The sequence below is a fragment of the Paraburkholderia sp. SSBN10T genome, assembly GCF_056619545.1.
Genome location: NZ_JBWQQI010000004.1, coordinates 386,207 through 406,013 on the forward strand (window position 1 = coordinate 386,207; position 19,807 = coordinate 406,013).

The 19,807-nt window shown below is 60.7% G+C and carries 17 protein-coding genes and 1 pseudogene; 10 read left to right on the forward strand and 8 right to left on the reverse strand.

Annotated elements, in window-relative coordinates; genetic code table 11:
* Positions 1 to 90: 90 nt before the first annotated feature.
* Positions 91 to 840 (forward strand): SDR family oxidoreductase, encoded by a 750-nt coding sequence (locus AC1ECK_RS08810; RefSeq protein ID WP_480318012.1) that lies wholly within the window; start codon positions 91 to 93, stop codon positions 838 to 840.
* A 159-nt stretch (positions 841 to 999) separates the two neighbouring features.
* Here AC1ECK_RS08810 and AC1ECK_RS08815 read toward each other — a convergent pair whose 3' ends face one another.
* Complete coding sequence (locus AC1ECK_RS08815; RefSeq protein ID WP_480318014.1) at positions 1,000 to 1,437, reverse strand: carboxymuconolactone decarboxylase family protein; 438 nt, start codon at positions 1,435 to 1,437, stop codon at positions 1,000 to 1,002.
* Between the two features lie 151 nt (positions 1,438 to 1,588).
* Entirely contained in the window at positions 1,589 to 3,067 is a 1,479-nt protein-coding gene (gene pdxR, locus AC1ECK_RS08820; protein WP_480318133.1) for a MocR-like pyridoxine biosynthesis transcription factor PdxR, read from the reverse strand.
* Positions 3,068 to 3,273: 206 nt separating this feature from the next.
* On the opposite strand from pdxR, the gene AC1ECK_RS08825 reads away from it, so the two are divergent.
* Positions 3,274 to 4,191: a LysR family transcriptional regulator gene (locus AC1ECK_RS08825; protein WP_480318016.1), complete on the forward strand. Its 918-nt coding sequence runs from the start codon at positions 3,274 to 3,276 to the stop codon at positions 4,189 to 4,191.
* Positions 4,192 to 4,236: 45 nt separating this feature from the next.
* Here the strand turns inward: AC1ECK_RS08825 and AC1ECK_RS08830 are convergent, their stop codons facing one another.
* Entirely contained in the window at positions 4,237 to 4,884 is a 648-nt protein-coding gene (locus AC1ECK_RS08830) for a VTT domain-containing protein (protein ID WP_480318018.1), read from the reverse strand.
* Positions 4,885 to 5,112: 228 nt separating this feature from the next.
* Between AC1ECK_RS08830 and AC1ECK_RS08835 the strand changes: the two genes are divergently transcribed.
* Entirely contained in the window at positions 5,113 to 5,658 is a 546-nt protein-coding gene (locus tag AC1ECK_RS08835) for a GNAT family N-acetyltransferase (protein ID WP_480318020.1), read from the forward strand.
* Between the two features lie 112 nt (positions 5,659 to 5,770).
* On the opposite strand, the gene AC1ECK_RS08840 is transcribed toward AC1ECK_RS08835, so the two are convergent.
* Positions 5,771 to 6,832: an alkene reductase gene (locus AC1ECK_RS08840; RefSeq protein WP_480318022.1), complete on the reverse strand. Its 1,062-nt coding sequence runs from the start codon at positions 6,830 to 6,832 to the stop codon at positions 5,771 to 5,773.
* Positions 6,833 to 6,917: 85 nt separating this feature from the next.
* The gene (locus AC1ECK_RS08845) at positions 6,918 to 7,220 is read right to left on the reverse strand and encodes an ArsR/SmtB family transcription factor (protein WP_480318024.1); all 303 of its coding nucleotides are present in this window, start codon (positions 7,218 to 7,220) and stop codon (positions 6,918 to 6,920) included.
* A 1,015-nt stretch (positions 7,221 to 8,235) separates the two neighbouring features.
* Here AC1ECK_RS08845 and AC1ECK_RS08850 point away from each other — a divergent pair.
* From AC1ECK_RS08850 to AC1ECK_RS08880, 7 genes and pseudogenes are all read left to right on the forward strand, one after another.
* Positions 8,236 to 9,207 (forward strand): beta-ketoacyl-ACP synthase III, encoded by a 972-nt coding sequence (locus AC1ECK_RS08850; RefSeq protein WP_480318135.1) that lies wholly within the window; start codon positions 8,236 to 8,238, stop codon positions 9,205 to 9,207.
* Positions 9,208 to 9,228: 21 nt separating this feature from the next.
* The gene (locus tag AC1ECK_RS08855; RefSeq protein WP_480318026.1) at positions 9,229 to 11,340 is read left to right on the forward strand and encodes an AMP-binding protein; all 2,112 of its coding nucleotides are present in this window, start codon (positions 9,229 to 9,231) and stop codon (positions 11,338 to 11,340) included.
* Positions 11,337 to 12,380 carry a 3-oxoacyl-ACP synthase III family protein gene (locus AC1ECK_RS08860; protein WP_480318029.1) on the forward strand — a complete coding sequence of 348 codons (1,044 nt, stop codon included), beginning with the start codon at positions 11,337 to 11,339 and terminating at the stop codon, positions 12,378 to 12,380. The genes AC1ECK_RS08855 and AC1ECK_RS08860 overlap by 4 nt, the downstream gene beginning before the upstream one ends.
* Before the next feature lie 17 nt (positions 12,381 to 12,397).
* On the forward strand, positions 12,398 to 13,615 hold the full coding sequence (locus AC1ECK_RS08865) for a cytochrome P450 (RefSeq protein WP_480318031.1): 1,218 nt from the start codon (positions 12,398 to 12,400) through the stop codon (positions 13,613 to 13,615).
* Between the two features lie 48 nt (positions 13,616 to 13,663).
* Entirely contained in the window at positions 13,664 to 14,641 is a 978-nt protein-coding gene (locus AC1ECK_RS08870; protein WP_480318033.1) for a spirocyclase AveC family protein, read from the forward strand.
* A gap of 45 nt (positions 14,642 to 14,686) precedes the next feature.
* On the forward strand, positions 14,687 to 15,199 hold the full coding sequence (locus tag AC1ECK_RS08875; protein WP_480318035.1) for a hypothetical protein: 513 nt from the start codon (positions 14,687 to 14,689) through the stop codon (positions 15,197 to 15,199).
* Between the two features lie 71 nt (positions 15,200 to 15,270).
* Positions 15,271 to 15,360: pseudogene (locus AC1ECK_RS08880) on the forward strand (IS6 family transposase); the annotation flags it as partial.
* 79 nt (positions 15,361 to 15,439) lie between these two features.
* Here AC1ECK_RS08880 and AC1ECK_RS08885 read toward each other — a convergent pair.
* The 3 genes from AC1ECK_RS08885 to AC1ECK_RS08895 all read right to left on the reverse strand — a co-directional run bounded on the left by AC1ECK_RS08885 (position 15,440) and on the right by AC1ECK_RS08895 (position 19,806).
* On the reverse strand, positions 15,440 to 16,996 hold the full coding sequence (locus AC1ECK_RS08885) for a DHA2 family efflux MFS transporter permease subunit (RefSeq protein WP_480318037.1): 1,557 nt from the start codon (positions 16,994 to 16,996) through the stop codon (positions 15,440 to 15,442).
* 75 nt (positions 16,997 to 17,071) lie between these two features.
* Positions 17,072 to 18,232, reverse strand: coding sequence for an EmrA/EmrK family multidrug efflux transporter periplasmic adaptor subunit (locus AC1ECK_RS08890; protein WP_480318039.1), 1,161 nt, complete (start codon positions 18,230 to 18,232; stop codon positions 17,072 to 17,074).
* A 65-nt stretch (positions 18,233 to 18,297) separates the two neighbouring features.
* Positions 18,298 to 19,806, reverse strand: a complete 1,509-nt coding sequence (locus tag AC1ECK_RS08895; protein ID WP_480318137.1) for an efflux transporter outer membrane subunit — start codon at positions 19,804 to 19,806, stop codon at positions 18,298 to 18,300.
* Position 19,807: the final 1 nt, after the last annotated feature.

Below are 19,807 nucleotides of genomic sequence, written 5' to 3' on the forward strand. Positions count from 1 at the left end.
CTGCGTCGCTTCTATCGTACGGCAAGCGAGCCGGGGCAGCGCATCATGCATTCACGGTCACTCACCGAACCAAACTCACTGGAGAGAATCATGATTCGCTTTCAAGGTAAAACTGTACTCGTCACGGGCGGCAGCAGCGGTATCGGCCTCGCCACCGCCAGGGCGTTCGCGGCCGAAGGGGCACGCGTGGTCATCACGGGCCGCGATGCGGCTGCGCTCGAGGACGCGCGGCACGTGCTCGGCGCCGACGCGCTAGCCGTTCGCAATGATGCTGGTTCGCTCGCCGCCGCGCGAGAACTGGCGAGCACGCTCGCTCAGGCTGGCATCCGGCTCGACGCCGTATTCATCAATGCAGGTGTCGCCAGGTTCGCGCCGTTCGCGGACGTGGATGAAGCACTGTGGGATCTGACCTTCAACACCAACGTGAAGGGCGCTTATTTTCAGATTCAGGCGCTGCTGCCGTTGTTGAATCAGGGTGCGTCGCTCGTGATCAATGGTTCGATCAACGCGCGCATCGGTATGCCGGGTTCGTCGGTCTATGCGGCGAGCAAGGCCGCGCTGATCTCGCTGGCGAAGACGCTGTCGTCCGAACTGCTGCCGCGCGGCGTGCGCGTGAACGTGGTCAGCCCGGGACCGGTGCAGACGCCGATCTACGACAAGCTGGGGCTCGACGCTGCGACCCTGGAAGCAACGGCAGCCCACATCCTCAACCAGATTCCGCTCGGCCGTTTCGGCACGCCGGAGGAAATCGCCGCGACTGTGCTGCATCTTTCGTCCGCCGAATCAGCGTTTATCGTCGGCACGGAAATCATCGCAGATGGCGGGATGAGTCAGCTTTAAGGCAGCGCCGGGAGAGTCCCGGCCAGAAGGGACTCTCCGCGGCGACCCGCCGAATTGCCCCAGCGAATTGGCCTGCAGCAGCGACCTTGACGACACATGCACCGAGCCGGTTCGTTCCCGAAAGGAGCGGACCGACTCGGTGCATGCACGGCAGCGCTATTAAGCAGGCATCTTGCGGAAAGCGATCGCGAAGCGGTTCCAGCTATTGATCGCGGCGATCAGCAAGGTCAGGTCGACCAGCTCTTCATCGCTGAAATGCGGCTTCACCGCCTCCCAGACGGCATCCGGCACGTGCGCTTCGGACACCAGCGTCACGGCCTCGGTCCATTCGAGTGCGGCGCGTTCGCGCTCGGTGAAGAACGGCGTTTCGCGCCACACCACGACGGTGGCGAGACGCCGTTCGGTTTCGCCGCCTTTGCGGGCGTCGGTGGTATGCATATCGACACAGAACGCGCAGCCGTTGATCTGCGAGGCGCGCAGGCGCACCAGTTCAGCGAGCGATTTTTCGATGCTGCTCTTGCCGATGCGTTCCTCCACGGCGAGCAGGGCCTTGACTGCTTGTGGGCTGGCTTTGTAGAAGTCGAGACGGGATTCCATGATGCTTTCCTCACTTTCAGTCGATGCGCCGGGTGGCGCGACATGAGGAAGATTAGGCGTTTCACTGGCGTTCTGAAATAGCCAATTTTGTGCATTTTCAGGATACCAGCGGCGCGCGCCGACTGTGCGCGATGGCGAGCCGGTAGCGCATTCAGCCGGCTTGCTGCAACAACCCGGCGAGCCGCTTCAGTGCGATGTCGATATCGTCCGCGCTGGTCCCGCCGTAGCCGAAAAGCAAGCCCTGCCGCTTCGGCTCGCTCGCGTAAAACGGCGCAATGCCGTACAGGCCGACCGAGGCCGTTTCGGCAGCGGCGGCAATCAGCGGGGCTTCTTGCAGACCTGACTTGAGCAGCGCCGTCAGATGGATGCCCGCGGCAGACGGCAGCGGTTCGAACCAGCGCGCCAGCGCACCCTGCAAATGCCCAAGCAGCATCTGGCGCCGCGCCGCATAGTGCTTGTGGATGCGCCGCAGATGCCGCGCGAAGTCGCCGTCGAGCATGAAGCGTGCAAGCGCGGTTTGTGTGAGCGTGCAGGTGTGCCAGTCGCCGATCTGCTTGGCTTTCTGCAGCGCGAGATTCAGCGAGCGCGGCGGCACCACATAGCCGATCCGCAACTCCGGAAAGATGGTCTTCGAAAAAGTGCCGACGTAGGCGACGAGGCCGGCGCGATCGAGACTCTTGAGCGACTCCATCGGCCGTCCCTCGAAGCGGAATTCGCAGTCGTAGTCGTCTTCGACAATCACCGCGTGGTGTCGCTGCGCCCATTCGAGCAGTTCGACGCGCCGTTCGAGACTCATCGGCATGCCGAGCGGGAACTGGTGGGAGGGCGTGACATAGACGAGCGCCGCGCGGCGCGGCAGCTTCGCGGTGACGAGGCCATGCGCATCGACGGGGACGCTCGTCACGGTCGCGCCCAGTGCCGCGAAGGCCGCTCGGGCAGGCGGGTAGCCCGGGTCCTCCATGGCGACGATATCGCCCGGCTTGACCACCACCCGCGCGAGCAGATCGAGCGCCTGCTGCGCGCCCTGGGTGACGATCACATCTTGCCAACTGCACGCCACCGCGCGGCTGAAGGCGACGTAGCGTGAGATGCCGAGGCGCAATTCCTGTTCGCCGCCGGGGTCGTGGTATTCGCCGCGGCTGCGCGCCTGCACGCGCACCGCATGATTGATGCAGCGCCGCCAGTCGTCGAACGGGAACTGGGTTTTGTCGGTCACGCCGCCGCGAAAATCGAACGGCAGCGCGGCGCGGTAGCGCGGCATCGACAGATCCTCGGGAACCTCGGCCCAGACGGAGCGCGCGGCGGCCAGACCGGCGGTGTCTGCCGTATCGGCTGCCACGGCCGCTGTCCCGGCGCCGCGTGATGGTCCAGCGTGGTTCGGTACGCGGGTGAGGCCGTCGGCGACAAAGGTGCCGTTGCCGGGTTGCGTGCGCAGATAGCCCTCGGTGATCAGCCGCTCGAACACTTCGAGGGTGGTCTTGCGCGACACGCCAAGCTGGCCGGCCAGGTCGCGCGTGGAGGGCAGGCGCTCGCCGCTGGCAAGCCGGCCGTCGATGATGCCCGCGCGCAACTGGCGATAGATCTGGCCCGTCAGATCCTGACGGCCATGAATGCTGATGTGCATGTCCAAGGCAGCGGTGACCTCGTGTGAAGAAACACTCGCCATTCTGGCATGCCGGCCGCGTTTGCCTGAGCGATGGTCGCGGCGTGACCGGCAACCGCACGTCACCCCTGGACGGGTTTGCGGATAAATCCAGATTGCGTAGTGCCATCGTGGACGCTCGGCCTTGTTTTGCCGTACGCTTTCGCCGATGAACACGTTCGACGGAGTCGCACATGTTGTCTGAAGAAGAACTGGCGTTGCTCGATGCGATTCGCGAAACCGGCAGCCTGTCAAGGGCTGCGGCGCGGCTCGGCAAGGCGCCGTCCACGGTGTCGCATGCGGCAAGGCAACTCGAAACGCGCTTTGACGCGCTGCTGTTCGACCGGCGCCGCTACCGTTTGCAATTGACACCGGCAGGGCACCTTCTTGCGGAGGAAGCGGCCCGGTTGATGCAGGACATGGCGCGCATGACCCGGCGCGTGCGGCAGATTGCGAGTGGCTGGGAGGACCGGCTATGGATCGTTACCGACGAAATCCTCGAGTTCGAATCGCTGATGCCGGTGATCCGTGCGTTCGACAGCCTCGCGTCCGGTGTCCAGTTGCGTCTGACGCATGAAGTGTTGAGCGGGACATGGGAGGCGCTGCGCGACGGCAGGGCCGATCTGATCGTTGGGGCAACGAATGAGCCGCCGGCGATTCCCGGTCTGCGCTGGTTCGAGCTGGGCGTGATGGAGTGGGTCTTTGCGGTGTCGCCGCGTCATCCGCTGGCGGCGGCCCGCGGTCCGCTCAAACGCGATGCGATTTCGGCGCACCGTGGCGTGGTCGTGGCCGATTCGTCGCGCTTGACCGCGGGGCGGGCGTACGGGGTGGTGGGCGGTCAGGCCTCGCTGGCGGTTCCTTCCATGCGTGCCAAGATCCTCGCGCAGCGCGACGGTCTGGGCGTCGGCTGGTTGCCTCGCCAGCGCGTGGCGGGCTTGCTCAAGCGCGGCGAACTGGTCGAAAAGACCACCACCGATCCACGCGAACCCAATGTGCTGTATGTCGCATGGCGCGGCGATCACGAGGGACGAGCGCTGCAATGGTGGCTCGAACAGTTGCGCCAACCGCGTCTGGCGAAGCGGCTGGTGCAGGGAATCGATGCGTTTGCGTGAGATTGCCGCTGGTGCGCCGCACCATGCGGCGATTACCGGATTGCATCAGGCGCGCTGCCGCCGGTTGTTGACGAAACGCCAGAGCCCGCTAACCAGCAGCGAACCGACGCCGAGCCCAACACCGAGCAGGACGATCGAACTCATATGGTCGCGCACCACCGGCACGTTGCCGAACAGATAGCCGGCCGCCACCAGCGACACGATCCAGAGCGCGGCGCCTGCTACGACGAACGAGGTAAAGCGCGTGAACCCCATCCGCGAGACGCCGGCCACGAACGGCGCGAAGGTGCGCACCACGGCGATATACGGCGAGAGCAGGAAGGTCAGGCCGCCGCGCGCTTCGTAAAAGGCGTGGGCCTTCTGCAGGGCGTGCTTGTCCAGCCAGCGGTACTCGGCGGTGTAGACCTTCTCGCCGATCGCACGGCCAATCAGGAAGTTGACGATGCTGCCCGCCACGGTCGCTGTGAACAGCACGGGAATCACCAGCCAGACATTGAGCGCGCCGGTCGCCGCGAAGGCGCCGCAGATGAAGATCAGCGGGTCGCCGGGCAGGAAAAACAGCGGCAGGAAGCCGATCTCGACGAAGATGATGGCGAACAGCATTGCGTAGACAGCGGTGCCGTATTGCGCGATCAGTCCACCAAGGTTGCGGTCGAAGTGCAGGGCGATCTGCAGCAGGTGCATCAGATCCATCGTGAGTCTTGGCGGTTCAGGTAACGGGAGTGTAGCGCCGCGGGCAGGCGGGGAGGAGGGTTTTTCGTTGCGTGGCGCATGGCTGCGAGTATGGTGAATGTGTGCATGTAGCACGAGGCCGGCATCGCGCGTCTGTTCGTTTTGCCGCGGCGATGTCAAGATTCGAGGTGGATGCATCCTGCCAACAGGATGCGCGGATCTTATCGTTATCGCTTTGAGCCGAAACGCATGCAGGAATCTTTCGCCTTCACCTTTCGCTTTGCCGTGCCGGACGACATCGAGACGGTGCGCGAGATCGAGTATGAAGCGGCCCAGCGCTTCGTGACGGTCGGCATGACCGGCATCGCCGATGCCCGGCCGATGAACGCGTCGTTCGTGCGCCGCAAGATCGAGGCGTCGGAAATCATCGTCGCGGTGAACTCGCAGGCGCGCTGCGGCGCCTTCGTGATGTTCGCGCCGCTTGCGACGCGGTTCTATATCGAAGAACTCGATGTGCTCACCGCCTGGGCGGGCCGGCGCGTCGGCGCGGCGCTGATCGAACAGGTGGAGCTGCTGGCAGCCAGGGCGGGCGCCCGGCAACTGGTGCTGTCCACGTTTCGCGACGTGCCGTGGAATGCGCCTTACTATCGGCGGCTCGGCTTCAACGTGATGGACGCTGCGTACCTCGACGCGAAGTTGCAGGCGATTCGCGCATCGCATGTGGCCCACGGGCTCGACGAATCGAGGCGCGTGTTCATGTGCCGTGACGTGAGCGCGGCGAGCGCGGCCGGATAACACTCCGGCCGGGCCCGCCGCGCGCTTAACGGCTGGGTGCGACTCATTGCACCGCTTGTTTCAGCCGCTTTATCGCACCCGCTTATGCAATTGCGCTACGCGCAATCCACACTTACGCCACTGCCTCCAGCGCCGGATAGTCCGTATAGCCGGTTTCGCCTGCCGCGTAGTAGGTTGCCGGATTCGGCTGGTTCAGCGGCGCATCCAGTTCGAAACGGCGCGGCAGATCCGGGTTGGCAATGAAGAGCTGACCCCATGCCACCGCATCCGCTTCGCCGGCGTCCAGCACGTGTTGTGCTGATTCCTTGGTGAATTTCTCGTTGGCAATGTACGGGCCGCCGAATGCCGCCTTCAACTGCGGGCCGAGCCGGTTGTCGCCGAGTGCTTCACGGGCCGCGATAAACGCGATCTTACGTTTGCCGAGTTCGCGTGCCACATAGCCGAAGGTCGCTGCGGGGTTCGAGTCACCCATCGTGTGTGCATCGCCGCGCGGTGCGAGATGCATGCCGACGCGCTGGGCCCCCCACACTTCGATACACGCATCGGTCACTTCAAGCAGCAGGCGAGCGCGGTTTTCGAGCGAGCCACCGTAGGCATCGGTGCGATGGTTGGTGCTGTCCTGCAGGAACTGGTCGAGCAGATAGCCGTTCGCGCCGTGCACCTGGACCCCGTCGAAACCGGCCGCCTTGGCGTTGGCGGCGCCCTTACGGTAGGCGTCGACGATGCCGGGGATTTCTGCCAGATCGAGCGCGCGCGGTGTCACGAAGGCGCGTTGCGGACGCACGTGGCTCACGTGTCCTTGCGGCGCAATTGCGCTCGGCGCAACCGGCAGTTCGCCGTTCAGAAAGAGCGGGTCGGAGACCCGGCCGACGTGCCACAACTGCAGGAAGATCTTGCCGCCGGCAGCGTGCACCGCACTGGTGACGAGCTTCCAGCCTTCGACCTGTTCCTGCGACCAGATGCCGGGCGTATCCGCATAGCCGATGCCTTGCGGCGTGACGGAGGTGGCTTCGCTGATGATCAGGCCGGCCGAGGCACGCTCGGCGTAGTACCTGGCCATCAGCGCGTTCGGCACGCGGACGTCGCCGGCGCGCTGACGCGTGAGCGGCGCCATGATGATGCGGTTCTTCAGCGTGAGATCGCCAATCTGAAGCGGGTCAAAAAGAGTCGGCATAAGAGTTCACCTTTCCTGGCGGGCACAGTGCCCGCAGCGATAAGAACAGCGTGATGAAAGAAGTGCGGCGAAGCAGACGCGAGCGTCACAGGTCCGTGTTCATATGCTCGAGAAACGCCTGGATGACGGGCTCGTTGCGCTTGAAAAACACCCACTGGCCGACCCGCTTCGACGTCACGAGGCCGGCGCGCTGCAAGGCGGCCAGGTGCGCCGACACGGTGGACTGCGACAGCCCGCAGCGTGCGTCGATCTTGCCGGCGCACACGCCGTGGTCGAGCGTCAGTTCCTGATCGGCGAAGTGCGCTTGCGGCTCCCGCAGCCACGCCAGAATCTCGCGGCGGATGGGGTTGGCGAGCGCCTTGTGGATCGCGTCGATGTCGATGGTCATCAGGTTGGTTTTCGGGGTATGAACGGTGGACGCGGCCTTGAAGGCGAATGGGCCCCGCAGCTACATCGCAACAGAACGAATCATATATCGTTTTTTTGCGATATGCATTAAAGCACTACTGGCGATGTGGGCGATAGTGTCACCACAAAAAGTCTGCACTTGCCAGTACTGGCAAGCCTTCGCTTGATTACGACCGCAACGTCCGAGAAGTTATGTAGGACGGCTCTGTTCATCGTTCTCGAACTCCTCGCGCTCCTGCTCAACGATTTCGATCAGATAGAGGTCGAGTGCGTGCAAGTCCCAACGCAAGTTGATCATCTTGAGCGAAGCTCAACGACGTGATGGCGAAATTAAATGCCCGGCAGTCGACGGTATTCGGCGATACCGATCAAAACCGAAGTATCGCCTAGCTAGATTCGTCAAAGGCAGTGGCGTTTTGTTCAAGTAGCTCACTGGTCAAATGCGTGGTCTCCCATATTCGCTGCTTTACTTCTCCATCTGATTCTGAGCGGACCCGTATGGAACGCAGGTAATACAGGAGTTTGACGAGCGCATACGGGCGATCGCTGAGTGCGACGGCCTGATGTCGGTCGAGGCGCTGGGGTGCGCGCTGGATGCTTACAGATCTGGCCGCTAGCCAGCGGCAATCCATGTCAGCCGATTTCAAGGCAGTAACCGAGCTGGTATACGGCGCGCAGTTGATCAACTCGTCTTATCGCGACAGAACCCGAATATCGGTTCTGAAGACAATATTTGGGTTGTAAAAAATCTTGTTTAGAAAAGTTCGGCGACCTATGCTGAGCGAGGACGGGCTAAAAAAACACTTCCTTCGTGAGAGATGTATTGGCACATATAAAAATCGACAATCGCCAATCATTCCAGTCATTTAAAAGTCATAAAACAGCGTTGGATCTTGAAAGTTAAATACGGGTCGAAGCTGTAAGAGGCCTCGATGCAATGAGCGATGACGCTGAGCTCGAATGGCATACGGTTCGATGGGCCAAATTAAATGAGCATGTGCTATGCCCGGATCACGGGAACTGGCAGCGCATTGCCGGAGAGAGTTGCGACCAACGCCGAGATGGACGATCTGGTCAAGCGGAGTGACGAATGGATCTACACGCGCACCGGTATTCGTCAGCGTCACATCGCCGCGGCGGGCGAGACGACGGGAACGCTCGCGTTGCTTGCCGCGCGGCGCGCGCTGGAAGCAGCCGATGTGAAGCCGGCTCAGATCGAGCTAATCATTCTCGGCACGACAACGCCGGATTTCATTTTTCCTTCGACTGCTTGCAGGGTGCAGTATGAACTCGGCGTAAGCGGATGCGCGGCTTTCGACGTGAATGCCGCTTGCTCGGGGTTTCTCTATGCGCTGAGCATCGGCGACAAGTTCATTCGGAGTCGACAAGCGAGCAAGGTTCTCGTAATCGGTGCCGAAACGCTGACGCGCATGCTGGACTGGCAGGAAGCCGAGACTTGTGCATTGTTCGGCGATGGTGCCGGGGCCGTGGTTCTGGAGGCGGATACGGAAGCGGGTATTTATGCGACGCGCATTCATGCCGATGGCCAGTACAGAGATTTGCTGTACAGCCCGGTGGGCGTATCGGCCGGTTTTACGACAGGAGCGCCGAATCATGGAATGCGCGTCAGCATGGTGGGGCACGAGGTGTTCAAGATGGCCGTCAAGACATTGAGCGCCCTAGCCGAGGAAACCTTGAGCGTCGCAGGTATGCAGGTGTGCGAGCTGGATTGGCTGATTCCCCATCAAGCGAACCTTCGCATCATCGAGGCCACGGCAAGACGGCTGAATATGCCGATGGAGAAAGTCGTAGTGACGGTTGGAGAGCACGCGAACACCTCCGCCGGATCGGTTCCGCTTGCGCTCGACCACGCCGTGCGGGCGGGGCGGGTTCAGCGAGGCCACATTCTGTTGATGGAGGCATTCGGAAGCGGTTTCACCTGGGCTTCTGCATTGCTCCGATTCTAGGCATGTAAAGCACTTCATATCATGATGAACACATTGGATTCCGATGGGCCGACGTTGTGTGACGCGCTGTACGCGCATGCGTTGGCTCAACCCGATCGTCTCGCTTTTGGCCTGATTTCTCCCGATTGTCGGTTGGAATTCTCGCTCACCTATCGGGATATCGTAACGCGAGGCGAACGCGTTGCGTTGGAACTGATGAGGCATTGCGAACCAGGAGATCGCGCCATTTTGCTGCTGCCGTGCGGCGTGGATTTCGTCGTTGCGTTCGTGGCATGTTTGATGGCCGACGTCATTGCAGTGCCTGCTTACCCGATTCATGGTTCGATCAAGTCTGGCCGGGTATCGCGTGACCTCGACCGGCTCCTGTCGATCGTCGCCCATGCCCGTCCGCGGGTCGCGTTCGCGACGTCCTCGGCGATCGCTGTCGATGCCGAATCCTCGCGGGTCGGGACGCCGTTCGAAGGCGTGCGGTGGCTTTCCATCGATCTCACGACGAGCAATGAGACAAATCGTGCATCGTGCAGGCCGGTCGACGATACCGCCATTGCATTTCTTCAATACACGTCCGGTTCGACCGCTTCGCCGAAAGGCGTCATGGTCAGTCATCGCAATGTGGTTTCGGTATTCAACGACATGCATGCGGCGTACCGGTACGACAGTTCGTCCATCATGGTCAACTGGACGCCGGTCTACCACGACATGGGGCTGATACACGGGATATTGCTGCCGCTGTATTTCGGTTTCCCGTCCTATGCGCTCTTACCGGCGGCGGTGCTCCAACAACCGTTCAGATGGTTGCGAACCATCGACCATTTTCGCGGAACTCATTCGGCTGCACCGAATTTCGCGTTCGATCTTTGTGTGCAGCGTGTCGACTCGACACAGAAGGCATCCCTCGATCTATCGAGTTGGCAGATATGCATGAATGGGGCAGAACCCGTGCGTCCCGCTACGGTCCGGCGTTTTACGGAAGCGTTCGCGCCATGCGGCCTGGCGGCCGATGTTATCCGCCCGGGATATGGGCTTGCCGAATGTACATTGAAAGTCACGAGTGTTCCCACAGGCCAACCTGCCGTGGCGGTCCGGCTAGATGCAAACCTGTATGAACAGAACCGGGTCGCTCCGGCGGTCGAGCATCACAACGAACGCATGCCGTATGAGTTCCAAAGCTGTGGGTGGACGCACAACGGTACCGAAATCCGCATCATCGATCCGGCGACTTTGGAAGAATGTTCGGCCGATCGTATTGGCGAGATTTGGGTGCGCGGTGCCAGCGTGGCGCAAGGTTATTGGCGCGACGAGGCTGCGAGCGACGAAACGATGCGCGCCTATACCGCTGCGGGGGAAGGTCCGTACCTGCGAACCGGCGATCTGGGTTTCGTTATCGACGACGCGTTGTATGTTTCCGGGCGGATCAAGGATTTGATCGTCATTCGAGGGCGCAATCTCCACCCACAAGACATCGAGATGACAGTTGAGATCGCCCATCGGGCGGTCCGGTTCGCACGATGTTGCGCGTTTTCGATCAAGGGAGAGACCGACGAATTATTGGTTGTCGTGGCCGAAATGACGCGATCCGCGCGACATGGTTTAGACCTTTCGGAAGCGTTTTCAGCAATCCGAGAATCGGTCACGCGCGATCATGGTGTTCAGATTCACGATGTGGTCTTCGTTCGGACTGGAACCTGCACACTGACGTCGAGCGGCAAAGTGCAGCGGTATGCGGCGCGAAACCGGTATCTGAACGGAACACTTGACGTCGTCGCTTGCCTGCGCGAAAGGTCCTCCTTGCGGCGAAACGACAATCTGGGCGAACGCTCGAACGAGGAAGCCGAGAAATGGATGGTGTGGCTGGCTGAGTTCGCTTCGAGACGATTGCAGATTGCGCGAGAGGACATTCGATTGAATGAAGCGTTCGCCGCGCTCGGCCTGGATTCGCTCGCCCAATTCGAAATGATCGGCAAACTGGAGGAGCAATCTGGTGTCGCGCTGCCGGCGGAGATCGTTCTTGATTGTCCGGACATCATGCGGCTGGGCGCGTATCTGGCGAGCGTTGTACCGCGTACCGGCCGTGGTTGGCCGTCTGCCATGGGCGGGGACGAGCGGGCATCCGGCCACACGGTGCGTCGATGAAGATCGCGGGAATCCGGGCCGTCGTGCCGTCGCGCGTCGTGACGAATCTCGATATCGCGAATATGGTCGCCCAACATAGCACCGCGATTTCGAAGGACGACTTGCGTACCGCGCTCAATCGCATCAATTTTTTTCTGACTTATTCCGGTGCGCGCGAACGTCGCTGGCTGGAAGACGGTGAGATGCCGTTCGACCTGCTGTCGAAAGCGATAGATGCGGCCGTTGCCGATGCGTGTCTCAAACGGTCGGAAATCGAACTGATTATCTATACCGGTGTCGACCGAGGCTTTCTCGAACCCGCGATGGGCTACCTGATTGGCGCGGCACTCGGCATGCCAAATGCACATTGTTTTGATATCGTCGATGCATGCATGAGCTGGACGCGCGGCGCGTTCATCGCATCGGCATTGTTTTCGGCTGGACAATATCGCAACGCGCTGATCGTCAACTGCGAATGCAATATGCAGCCCGGCGGCCGGGTCAACCCAGCCTGTTTCCGGCTGAGCGACGTCCAGGCAGTCGAACGGAACCTCGCATCGTATACGATCGGGGAAGCAGTAAGCGCGACGGTACTGGTGCGAGATGATGCGTCGCCATGGGAGTTTCATTTCGACAGCTGCGCGCAATACAGCGACTTATGCAGCGTGCCGATGGATGCCTATCGCCGCTACTGTATGCCGACCGAGCGGCTCGGATGCAACGGGCCCAACCAGTTTCATGCGTTTGCGCACGATATGTTCAAAGCGGGCAAGCCCTATGCGATTCAGGTATTCGAAAAGCTGACGATGCCGTTTGAGCGCTTTCGGGCAATCTTTCCGCATGCGGCGTCTTTACAGGCATGGTGGGAAATGGGCAACAAGCTCGGTGTGCAGGACAAAATCTATTTCATCTATCCGCAACTGGGTAATGTGGTGTCGGCATCGGTACCCGTCGCGTTGGCGCGCGCGTGCGAAGAAGATGCCGTCAAAACGGGCGATTGGCTCGCCGGCTGGGTGGGTAGTGCGGGAATGTCCTTCGCTTCGTTCTCGTTCCAGTTATAGCCGATGGAGGCAATTGTATGGATCTCGCGGATTGCACCACACCAGCGTTTTATCAGAATCCCTATCCTTTCTATGTGGAACTCAGAAAGGAGGCGAAATTCGTCAGTTTGCTACCTCACGTCTGGATAACGGGCAGACACGCGATGGCGGATCCACTGTTGCGCGATCGCCGGCTCGGACGATGGCATGAGGAATATGTGCGCCAGCGCTACGGCGAAAGTCATCTCCATGATCCGGTATTCGAGATGTTTTATCGAATGCTGCTGTTCTTGAATCCGCCACACCATACGCGTGTTCGAGCACTACTGATGAAAACGTTCGGCGCGGGACATGCCGATGTGTTCAGGAAAACGGCGAGCGAGATTTCGAACGAACTGATCGACATGTTCATCAACCGACGAAGCGTGGAACTCGTCGAAGCATTCGCGTTACCGTTGCCGATTTTGACGGTCTCCAGGCTTCTGGATCTCGATGAGACGATCATCGGTCCGTTGGGCCGCCAATGGCATGAACTCACTGTGCCGTTGACTTGTGCATTCGAATGGTCTGGTATCAGCGGGCCGGAGATCGACGAAGCCAACGCCGCAACATTGAAGATCGCGGAGATACTGCGCCGGGAAATCGACGCGCGCAGACGAGAACCTCGCGACGACTTTTTGTCCAGAATGATAGAGGCGGAAGACGATGGCGAGCGGTTGACGGATGACGAAATCGTCGCGAACTGTGTGTTGTTGTTCCTCGCCGGACACGAAACCACTGCGAACATGATCGGCAACGCTCTCGTCTCACTGCATCGGCACCCGCGTGAATTGGATCGGGTGATGAGCGATCCTTCGCTGATACCAGTAGCCGTATCCGAGGCATTGCGATACGAGAGCTCGATCCAGATTGCGTTTCGCGATGTATTGGACGATACGGATATCGAAGGATGTCGCTTTCGTCGCGGTTCTACGATCCTTTTTTCCGTGGGATCAGCCAATCGCGATCCCGAACGGTTCACCGATCCGGACACGTTCTCGCTCGACCGGCCCGCTGAAGACTATCGACAAATCGTCAGCTTTGGTGCCGGCCTGCATTACTGCCTCGGCGCGCGGCTTTCCACTATCGAGGTCGAGGTTGCGTTGGAGACGTTGTTTCAGCGTCTGCCGGAATTGCGGATCGCCAACCTGGATCATCTCGTTTGGCATCCGTCGAACACTGTGCGCGGTGTCGAATCGCTGCTGGCGACGTGGTAGATGACGCGCGCGTATCGTGCACTCGAGCTGAATGGAAAGGAGGGCAACATGTTGTTCCATCACCGTTCCAAGGTTCTTTCTCCACCTTTTACGATCTCGATCGCGCGTTTCTTGCGGCTTCCAGTGGTGTGCTGGTCGGGAGTCGGCGCGGTGTTTGTCATGCTGCAAGCGTATGTCTTGCTGTCGTGGCTGATTTCCGGCGATGCGAGCCCTGCTTCGACGGGGATCGATCCGGTACCAGCTAGTGTTAGAGCAGGAGCATGGTTCTCGCAGTCGATCTCGGTCGTAGGCGGAGTGGCGGTCGTCGCATACTGCGTCTTTCGATCGAAACGCGAAGGTAGGCTGACGTGGGATGCGATGCTGGTCATAGCCGGACTGTCCACCCTGTGGCTCGATACGGCCATCAACTATTTCAGGCCGATCGTCGCATATAACGCAGTGATGCTGAACCTCGGCTCATGGAATGCGCGCATTCCCGGGTGGCGTTCCGGCGTGGCCGGCTGCACGCCGGAGCCGCTGTTGTTCGTCGTGCCGTTGTATATATGGTGGTATCTGCTGTTCAGTTGGGTCTTTCATCTAGTCGCACGTCTGCTCACGCGATTGCGGTCCGACATTGGCATGGCTGGCATCTTCCTGGGCGGGGTGATCGCGCTAGCATTGCTGGATACGCTACTTGAATACAGTTTTCTCTCGAACAGACTTTACGTTTATGTCGTCGCCGTTCCCTTCCTGACCTTGTGGAGCGGAACCTTGGGCCAGTTGCCGCTGTATGGCCCGCTGAGCGTCGGCATATTGTGCGGCAGCATGGCCATGCTGCGGGAACAGCATGGCCGTTGGGGTATTTCATTCGTCGAGCGCGGTATTGAGGATGTGCAAATATCGACACGCATGCGGACACCGATTCGTGTGCTTGCACTGACCGGCTTCGCGAATGCTGTTTATTTTGCCGTGATAGGTGTCAATTGGTTAGCGGGCAGCGTGGGCGCGCCCCTATCTTCCTTGCCCAGTTATCTGGGAGGCGCATAGGCACAAGATCTGTCTGACACGGACCATGATTGGAATCGGCGTTGCATGATGGACATTGCTGGAGGTCATCGAGCCATGAATACATCGGTTGCCCGGACGTTACCGCCCGGTAAGCATCAATATCGTCTTGCCTGTGCGTTATTCGATCGCCTCGAATGTGCGCTTCGTCTGCCCGGGGCGCCGGTCGTCCGGCCGCTGCACGCCGGGCCGGGGTGGTTTTCTCACGATAGGGTGGACGTCTGGGTCGCGTCGCATCCGTCGGACAGAGCCGTGCGCGGGTGGTGGTATGACGTGGACGACGAAGCGACGCACGTCTTCAGCGCATATTCGATAATTCGGACATCGGCAGGACAATTAGTCGACGTCACTGCGGCATCCGCCGACCGAGGTTTGCGGCTCTTCATTGAGCATCCGTTTGACATTGTCGGTTTCTTTTTCATGCTGAATCACCTTTCGCCTGACGAGAAGCTGAGAGTGGAGCTGGCGGCGTTCAACGAGCGTCCTGCTCATTACGCTACGGCGTTGGAGCATGATGGCGAGGGCTATGTATGGCATTGAAAAAGCTAAGTTCGTCATGTGACGCTGTTGCAGTAAGACGTTTCGCTATGATGTGCGCAGACACGAAACTGGAGAAAGCGTTTCGCCTCCGCAAGCGGCCGGTGGTCAAGAGTTGGTGCATGGATGAGACGTACATATCTGGTCGAGCTGGGCGGCGTTGGACCTCATCCGGTCGCGAGACAATTGCGCCAGTCGGCAGGGACAACCTGCGCCGTTTCCGCCAGGCGCCCCAGCCTTGTTTCAATGCGCGCCCGCGGCTGCGTCACTCGAACCACCGGCTTTGCTGGGCTTCGTGATCCAGATGAGCGGGATAATGATGATCATGACGATCGCCGCGCCATAGAAGACGTCGTTCAGGCCCAGCATCGCGGCCTGCGACTGTACTGTCTGGTCGAACAACGCATACGATGCATGCTGGCCTAGACCGAGCACCGAGTGGTACGCGTTCATCTGCGCATTGAACAGCGGGTTGGTCGGACTCGACTGCTGGGTCAGGATTTCATGGTGCATGATCGTCCGGTTGTTCCACACCACGCCCGCCAGCGAGGTGCCGATGCCGCCAAAGAACATGCGTCCGAAGGTGGACAGGCCGGCAGCGGCGGGCACCTTTTCGGGCGGCTGCCCCGACAGGATGATCACGGTTAGCGGTGCGAAGAACAGCGCCATCGGAATACCTTGCAGCAGGGTCGGCAGGATAATGTACCCTTCGCTGAGATCCGTGTAGAAATACGAGCGCATGTAGTAGACGATCGCGAAGCCGATGAATGCGAACGTGCCGATGATGCGCGCGTCGGAACGTGGCAGGATCTTGCCCATGATCGGCGCGCCGATGACAGCAAAAATACCCAGCGGCGCCGTAGCGAGCCCTGCATCGACTGCCCGATAGCCCAGATATTCCTGCATCCACTGCGGCAGAAGCACCAGCGTTCCAAAGAAGATCGCATACGCTACGGCAATCGAAACCGTGCCGCCAAGGAAGTTGCGCTGCTTGAATAGCGTCAGGTCGACAATCGGGTTCTTTTCCGTCAGCTCCCAAATGATGAATGCCGCGAGTCCGACTGCAGCGACGATGGTCAGCACGACGATCGTGCTCGACGAGAACCAGTCGAGATCCTTGCCCTTATCCAGCATCACCTGAAGCGACGCGACCCAGACGATCAGCAGCACCAGCCCGACAACGTCGATTGGCAGTTTTTTGGCCGGTGTATCGCGCTTGCGATAGAGAATCCAGACCATCGCGGCAGCGAACAGCCCGACCGGGATGTTGATATAGAAGATCCATGACCAGCTATAGCTGTCCGTCACCCAGCCGCCGAGTGCCGGCCCCACAATCGGCCCGGTCACCACGATCATCGAGAATAGCGATAGCGCCAGCGAGGATTTCGCTTTTGGCCAGGAACTGAGCAGGAGTGCCTGGGACATCGGAATGAGCGGTCCGGCCACGGCGCCCTGCAGCACACGCGCAAGAAGCAGGATAGGCAGTGTCGGCGCAATACCGCACAGCCAGGATGCAAACACGAACAACAATATCGAGCCAACGAACAGGCGAACCTGACCCAGTCGCTGGGTCAACCAGCCGGTCAACGGGATCGCGATTGCATTGGCGGCGGCAAATACGGTAATCAGCCACGTGCCTTCATCGACCGATACGCCGAGGTTTCCGGAGATGGTCGGAATGGCAACGTTGGCGATCGATGAGTCAAGCACGGTCATGAAGCCCGCGAGGCCTACGCTTAGCGAGCCCAGGGCGAGTGTCGCCCCCGTGAGCGGGGGCGGATTCTGATGGTTGGTGGTCATGGTGAAGATCCGGCGATGGGGTGTCTGGCAAAAGGGGCAGGGCGTCTTTCACAGGCTCCTGACCAGTGGAGGCGATCATTCGTTGGCGGCGATGATGTGTGCGATCGCAGCATCTGCGTCGTCGCCATATTTGGCGAATACGTCGGTCTTGTAGGTCGAGGTCGGCTCGGTGCCGAGTTCCGCGCCTCTGGGGTCCTTGACGTCGACATCCACGTTCATCGAAAGACCCACGCGCAACGGATGTTTTTCCAGTTCCGCGGGGGGAATCTCGATGCGCACCGGCAGCCGTTGCACCACCTTGATCCAGTTGCCTGTCGCGTTCTGCGCCGGCAACAGCGCCAGTGCCGATCCGGTGCCCGGCGTGAAGCCCACTACCTTGCCGTGATAGGTGACGGAGGAGCCGTAGACGTCGGCGCTCAGTTCGACAGGTTGTCCGACCCGAATGTGACGAAGCTGCCACTCCTTGAAGTTCGCATCGACCCAAACCTGTTCGAGCGGCACCACGGACATCAACGGCGTGCCGGGAGACACGCGCTGTCCGACCTGCACCGTACGCTGCGCGATATACCCGGTCACGGGCGCCGGCAACGTGGTGCGCGCATAAGCGAGGTAGGCGTCGCGGACATGGGCAGCGCTTGCCTCTACGTCCGGATGGTTCTCGACCGACGTATGGGCCGTCAGCGCGCGATTGGCGCCAAGCTGTTGCCGGGCAGCGTCGAGCGCGGCCTGAGCCGACCTGACGGCGTCGCGTGCATGCGAGATCTCTTCGTCCGACACGGCCCCTGTCATGCCGGTGGAGAGCCGGCGCCGCAGGTCGTCCTGGGCCTTCGAGAGATCCGACTCGCGCTGTGCGATGTCTGCGCGAAATTTGTCGTCGTCGACATACAGACCATGTATCTGGCGCACGGTCTGACCGAGATTGGCCTCGGCCTGTTGCAGCGCGATCCTTGCATCGGCCGGATCGATCTGGACCACCGGTTCGCCCTTTTTCACGACCTGAGTGTTGTCGGCATTGACCGCGATCACGGTGCCTGTGATCTGAGGTGTGATCTGCACGACGTTGCCGTTCACGTAGGCATCGTCGGTATCGACGTGGTAACGGGCGTCGAGAAAATAGTAGGCTCCGTACGCAGCGCCCGCGACGCCAAGGGAAGCAGCCAGCAGCGCAAGCAGCGCTGTGCGTTTTGCGGATTTCTTCGCCGGCTCGGCGGCCGGTGCTGATTGAGGTGTGTTCATCGATAGCTCCTGAAAAATTGGGGAAATGCCGTCCTGCGGCTATGCCTGACGGCCGATCGGGTCGTTCATTGCGTTGTCGTGCCGTTGGACGGCGCGGGAATCGGTGTCTCTGCGGTTGCCGCAAGGCCTGCACGCGAGGTATCGAAGCCACCGCCCAGTGCCTTGACCAGTCCGATCTGCATGTTGCGGCGGCCCATCTCGAGGTCGACGACGGCCGTTTCGGCCGCCAGCCGGTTGTCGTCGGCGTTCAGCACCTGCAGTTGCTGGTTCAAACCGGCCTTGTATCGAACGACAGCGAGCTGGTACGCCTGGGTCTGCGCATCCAGTGCCTGGCGCGCGTCGACCAGTTGACGGTCGGCCGAGTGGATCTGCGTGACCTGCGTGGCAACGTCGGATAGCGCGTTGATCAACGTCTGGTTGTACGTTGCGACGTCGTAATCGAAGTCCGCATAGCGGCCCTTCAGTTGCGAGCGCAGGGCTCCGGCATCGAAGATGGGGAGGTGAATTGCCGGTGCCACCTGAAGCGTTCGGCTTCCAGCCGTGAGCAGACGTCCCCAGCCAAACGCATCGAGTCCCGCCGCTGCGGAGAGATTGACGTCAGGAAAGAACTCGGCCTTCGCTTCCTTCACATCGTGAGTGGCTGCATCCACCTGCCAGTAGGCCGCAACGATGTCCGGACGACGCGCAAGCAGATCGGCGGGCAGGTTGTCGGGAAGCGCGACGCTGGCGCCTTCTCCAAGCGAGGGATTGGCGATCTTGAGGCCGCGGTCCGGTCCCTCGCCAAGCAGGGCGCCCAACTGATAGCGCACGGTCGTGATCTGCCCGTCGAGGTCGCTGACGCTGGAGCGGCTCGTAGCGGTTTCGCCGTAGGCGGTCTGCCGTTCCACATTGGTGTCGAGTCCCGCACCAACGCGCCCATCCGTGATGTGCCCGATATCCTCGCGGTTCGTTACTTCGCGGATCTCGATATCGCGCAACGCATAGAGCTGCGCAAGATGGTTGTATGTGCTTGCAACCGAAGCGGCAAGCGAGATGCGCACCTCCTCGGCTTCGGCGTCGGCTACCTTTTCCTGCGACACGGCCTGACGAAGCTTCTCGCGATTCTTGCCCCACAGGTCGAGATCCCACGAAGCACTGGTGAGCACGTTGTTTTCGCTTTGCCACGTGCCGTTGTAGGGAGGCGGAACAATGCCGTTGCCGGTATAGAGCTGTCGGGTCCACGTATAGCTGCCCGTTACATTCGGGTAGAGGGTCGAGTTGGCGCTGCCGACATATGAGGATGCTTTCTCGATCCGGGCGCGTGCCTGATCGATGCTGGGATTAGCCTGCAACGCCTCGTCGATCAATGCCGGCAGTTGTGGATCGCCGAACTGTCTGGCCCAATCCATGGCTGGCCACTGTCCGCCCTCGGCCGGCAAACTCTGCTGCGTCTCGAACTTTGCGGGAGGGGCGATCTGCTTGTCGCTCTTGATGCCGGCGTAGTTGACGCATCCGGCGAGGCTGAGCGCGGCGACCGCCGCGGCTATCGAGGCCGCCCATGCGCTTGCCCGCAACTGGGGTCGATGGTGATTCATC

Excerpts from the sequence above, each read along its gene's own strand:
- AC1ECK_RS08810 (WP_480318012.1), top strand. The coding sequence starts at position 91 with ATGATTCGCTTTCAAGGTAAAACTGTACTCGTCACGGGCGGCAGCAGC.
- AC1ECK_RS08895 (WP_480318137.1), bottom strand. The coding sequence starts at position 19,806 with ATGAATCACCATCGACCCCAGTTGCGGGCAAGCGCATGGGCGGCCTCG.
- AC1ECK_RS08835 (WP_480318020.1), top strand. The coding sequence starts at position 5,113 with ATGCAGGAATCTTTCGCCTTCACCTTTCGCTTTGCCGTGCCGGACGAC.
- AC1ECK_RS08890 (WP_480318039.1), bottom strand. The coding sequence starts at position 18,232 with ATGAACACACCTCAATCAGCACCGGCCGCCGAGCCGGCGAAGAAATCC.
- AC1ECK_RS08860 (WP_480318029.1), top strand. The coding sequence starts at position 11,337 with ATGAAGATCGCGGGAATCCGGGCCGTCGTGCCGTCGCGCGTCGTGACG.
- AC1ECK_RS08830 (WP_480318018.1), bottom strand. The coding sequence starts at position 4,884 with ATGGATCTGATGCACCTGCTGCAGATCGCCCTGCACTTCGACCGCAAC.
- AC1ECK_RS08855 (WP_480318026.1), top strand. The coding sequence starts at position 9,229 with ATGATGAACACATTGGATTCCGATGGGCCGACGTTGTGTGACGCGCTG.
- AC1ECK_RS08870 (WP_480318033.1), top strand. The coding sequence starts at position 13,664 with ATGTTGTTCCATCACCGTTCCAAGGTTCTTTCTCCACCTTTTACGATC.
- AC1ECK_RS08850 (WP_480318135.1), top strand. The coding sequence starts at position 8,236 with ATGTGCTATGCCCGGATCACGGGAACTGGCAGCGCATTGCCGGAGAGA.
- AC1ECK_RS08865 (WP_480318031.1), top strand. The coding sequence starts at position 12,398 with ATGGATCTCGCGGATTGCACCACACCAGCGTTTTATCAGAATCCCTAT.
- AC1ECK_RS08845 (WP_480318024.1), bottom strand. The coding sequence starts at position 7,220 with ATGACCATCGACATCGACGCGATCCACAAGGCGCTCGCCAACCCCATC.
- AC1ECK_RS08825 (WP_480318016.1), top strand. The coding sequence starts at position 3,274 with ATGTTGTCTGAAGAAGAACTGGCGTTGCTCGATGCGATTCGCGAAACC.
- AC1ECK_RS08840 (WP_480318022.1), bottom strand. The coding sequence starts at position 6,832 with ATGCCGACTCTTTTTGACCCGCTTCAGATTGGCGATCTCACGCTGAAG.
- AC1ECK_RS08815 (WP_480318014.1), bottom strand. The coding sequence starts at position 1,437 with ATGGAATCCCGTCTCGACTTCTACAAAGCCAGCCCACAAGCAGTCAAG.
- AC1ECK_RS08875 (WP_480318035.1), top strand. The coding sequence starts at position 14,687 with ATGATGGACATTGCTGGAGGTCATCGAGCCATGAATACATCGGTTGCC.
- AC1ECK_RS08885 (WP_480318037.1), bottom strand. The coding sequence starts at position 16,996 with ATGACCACCAACCATCAGAATCCGCCCCCGCTCACGGGGGCGACACTC.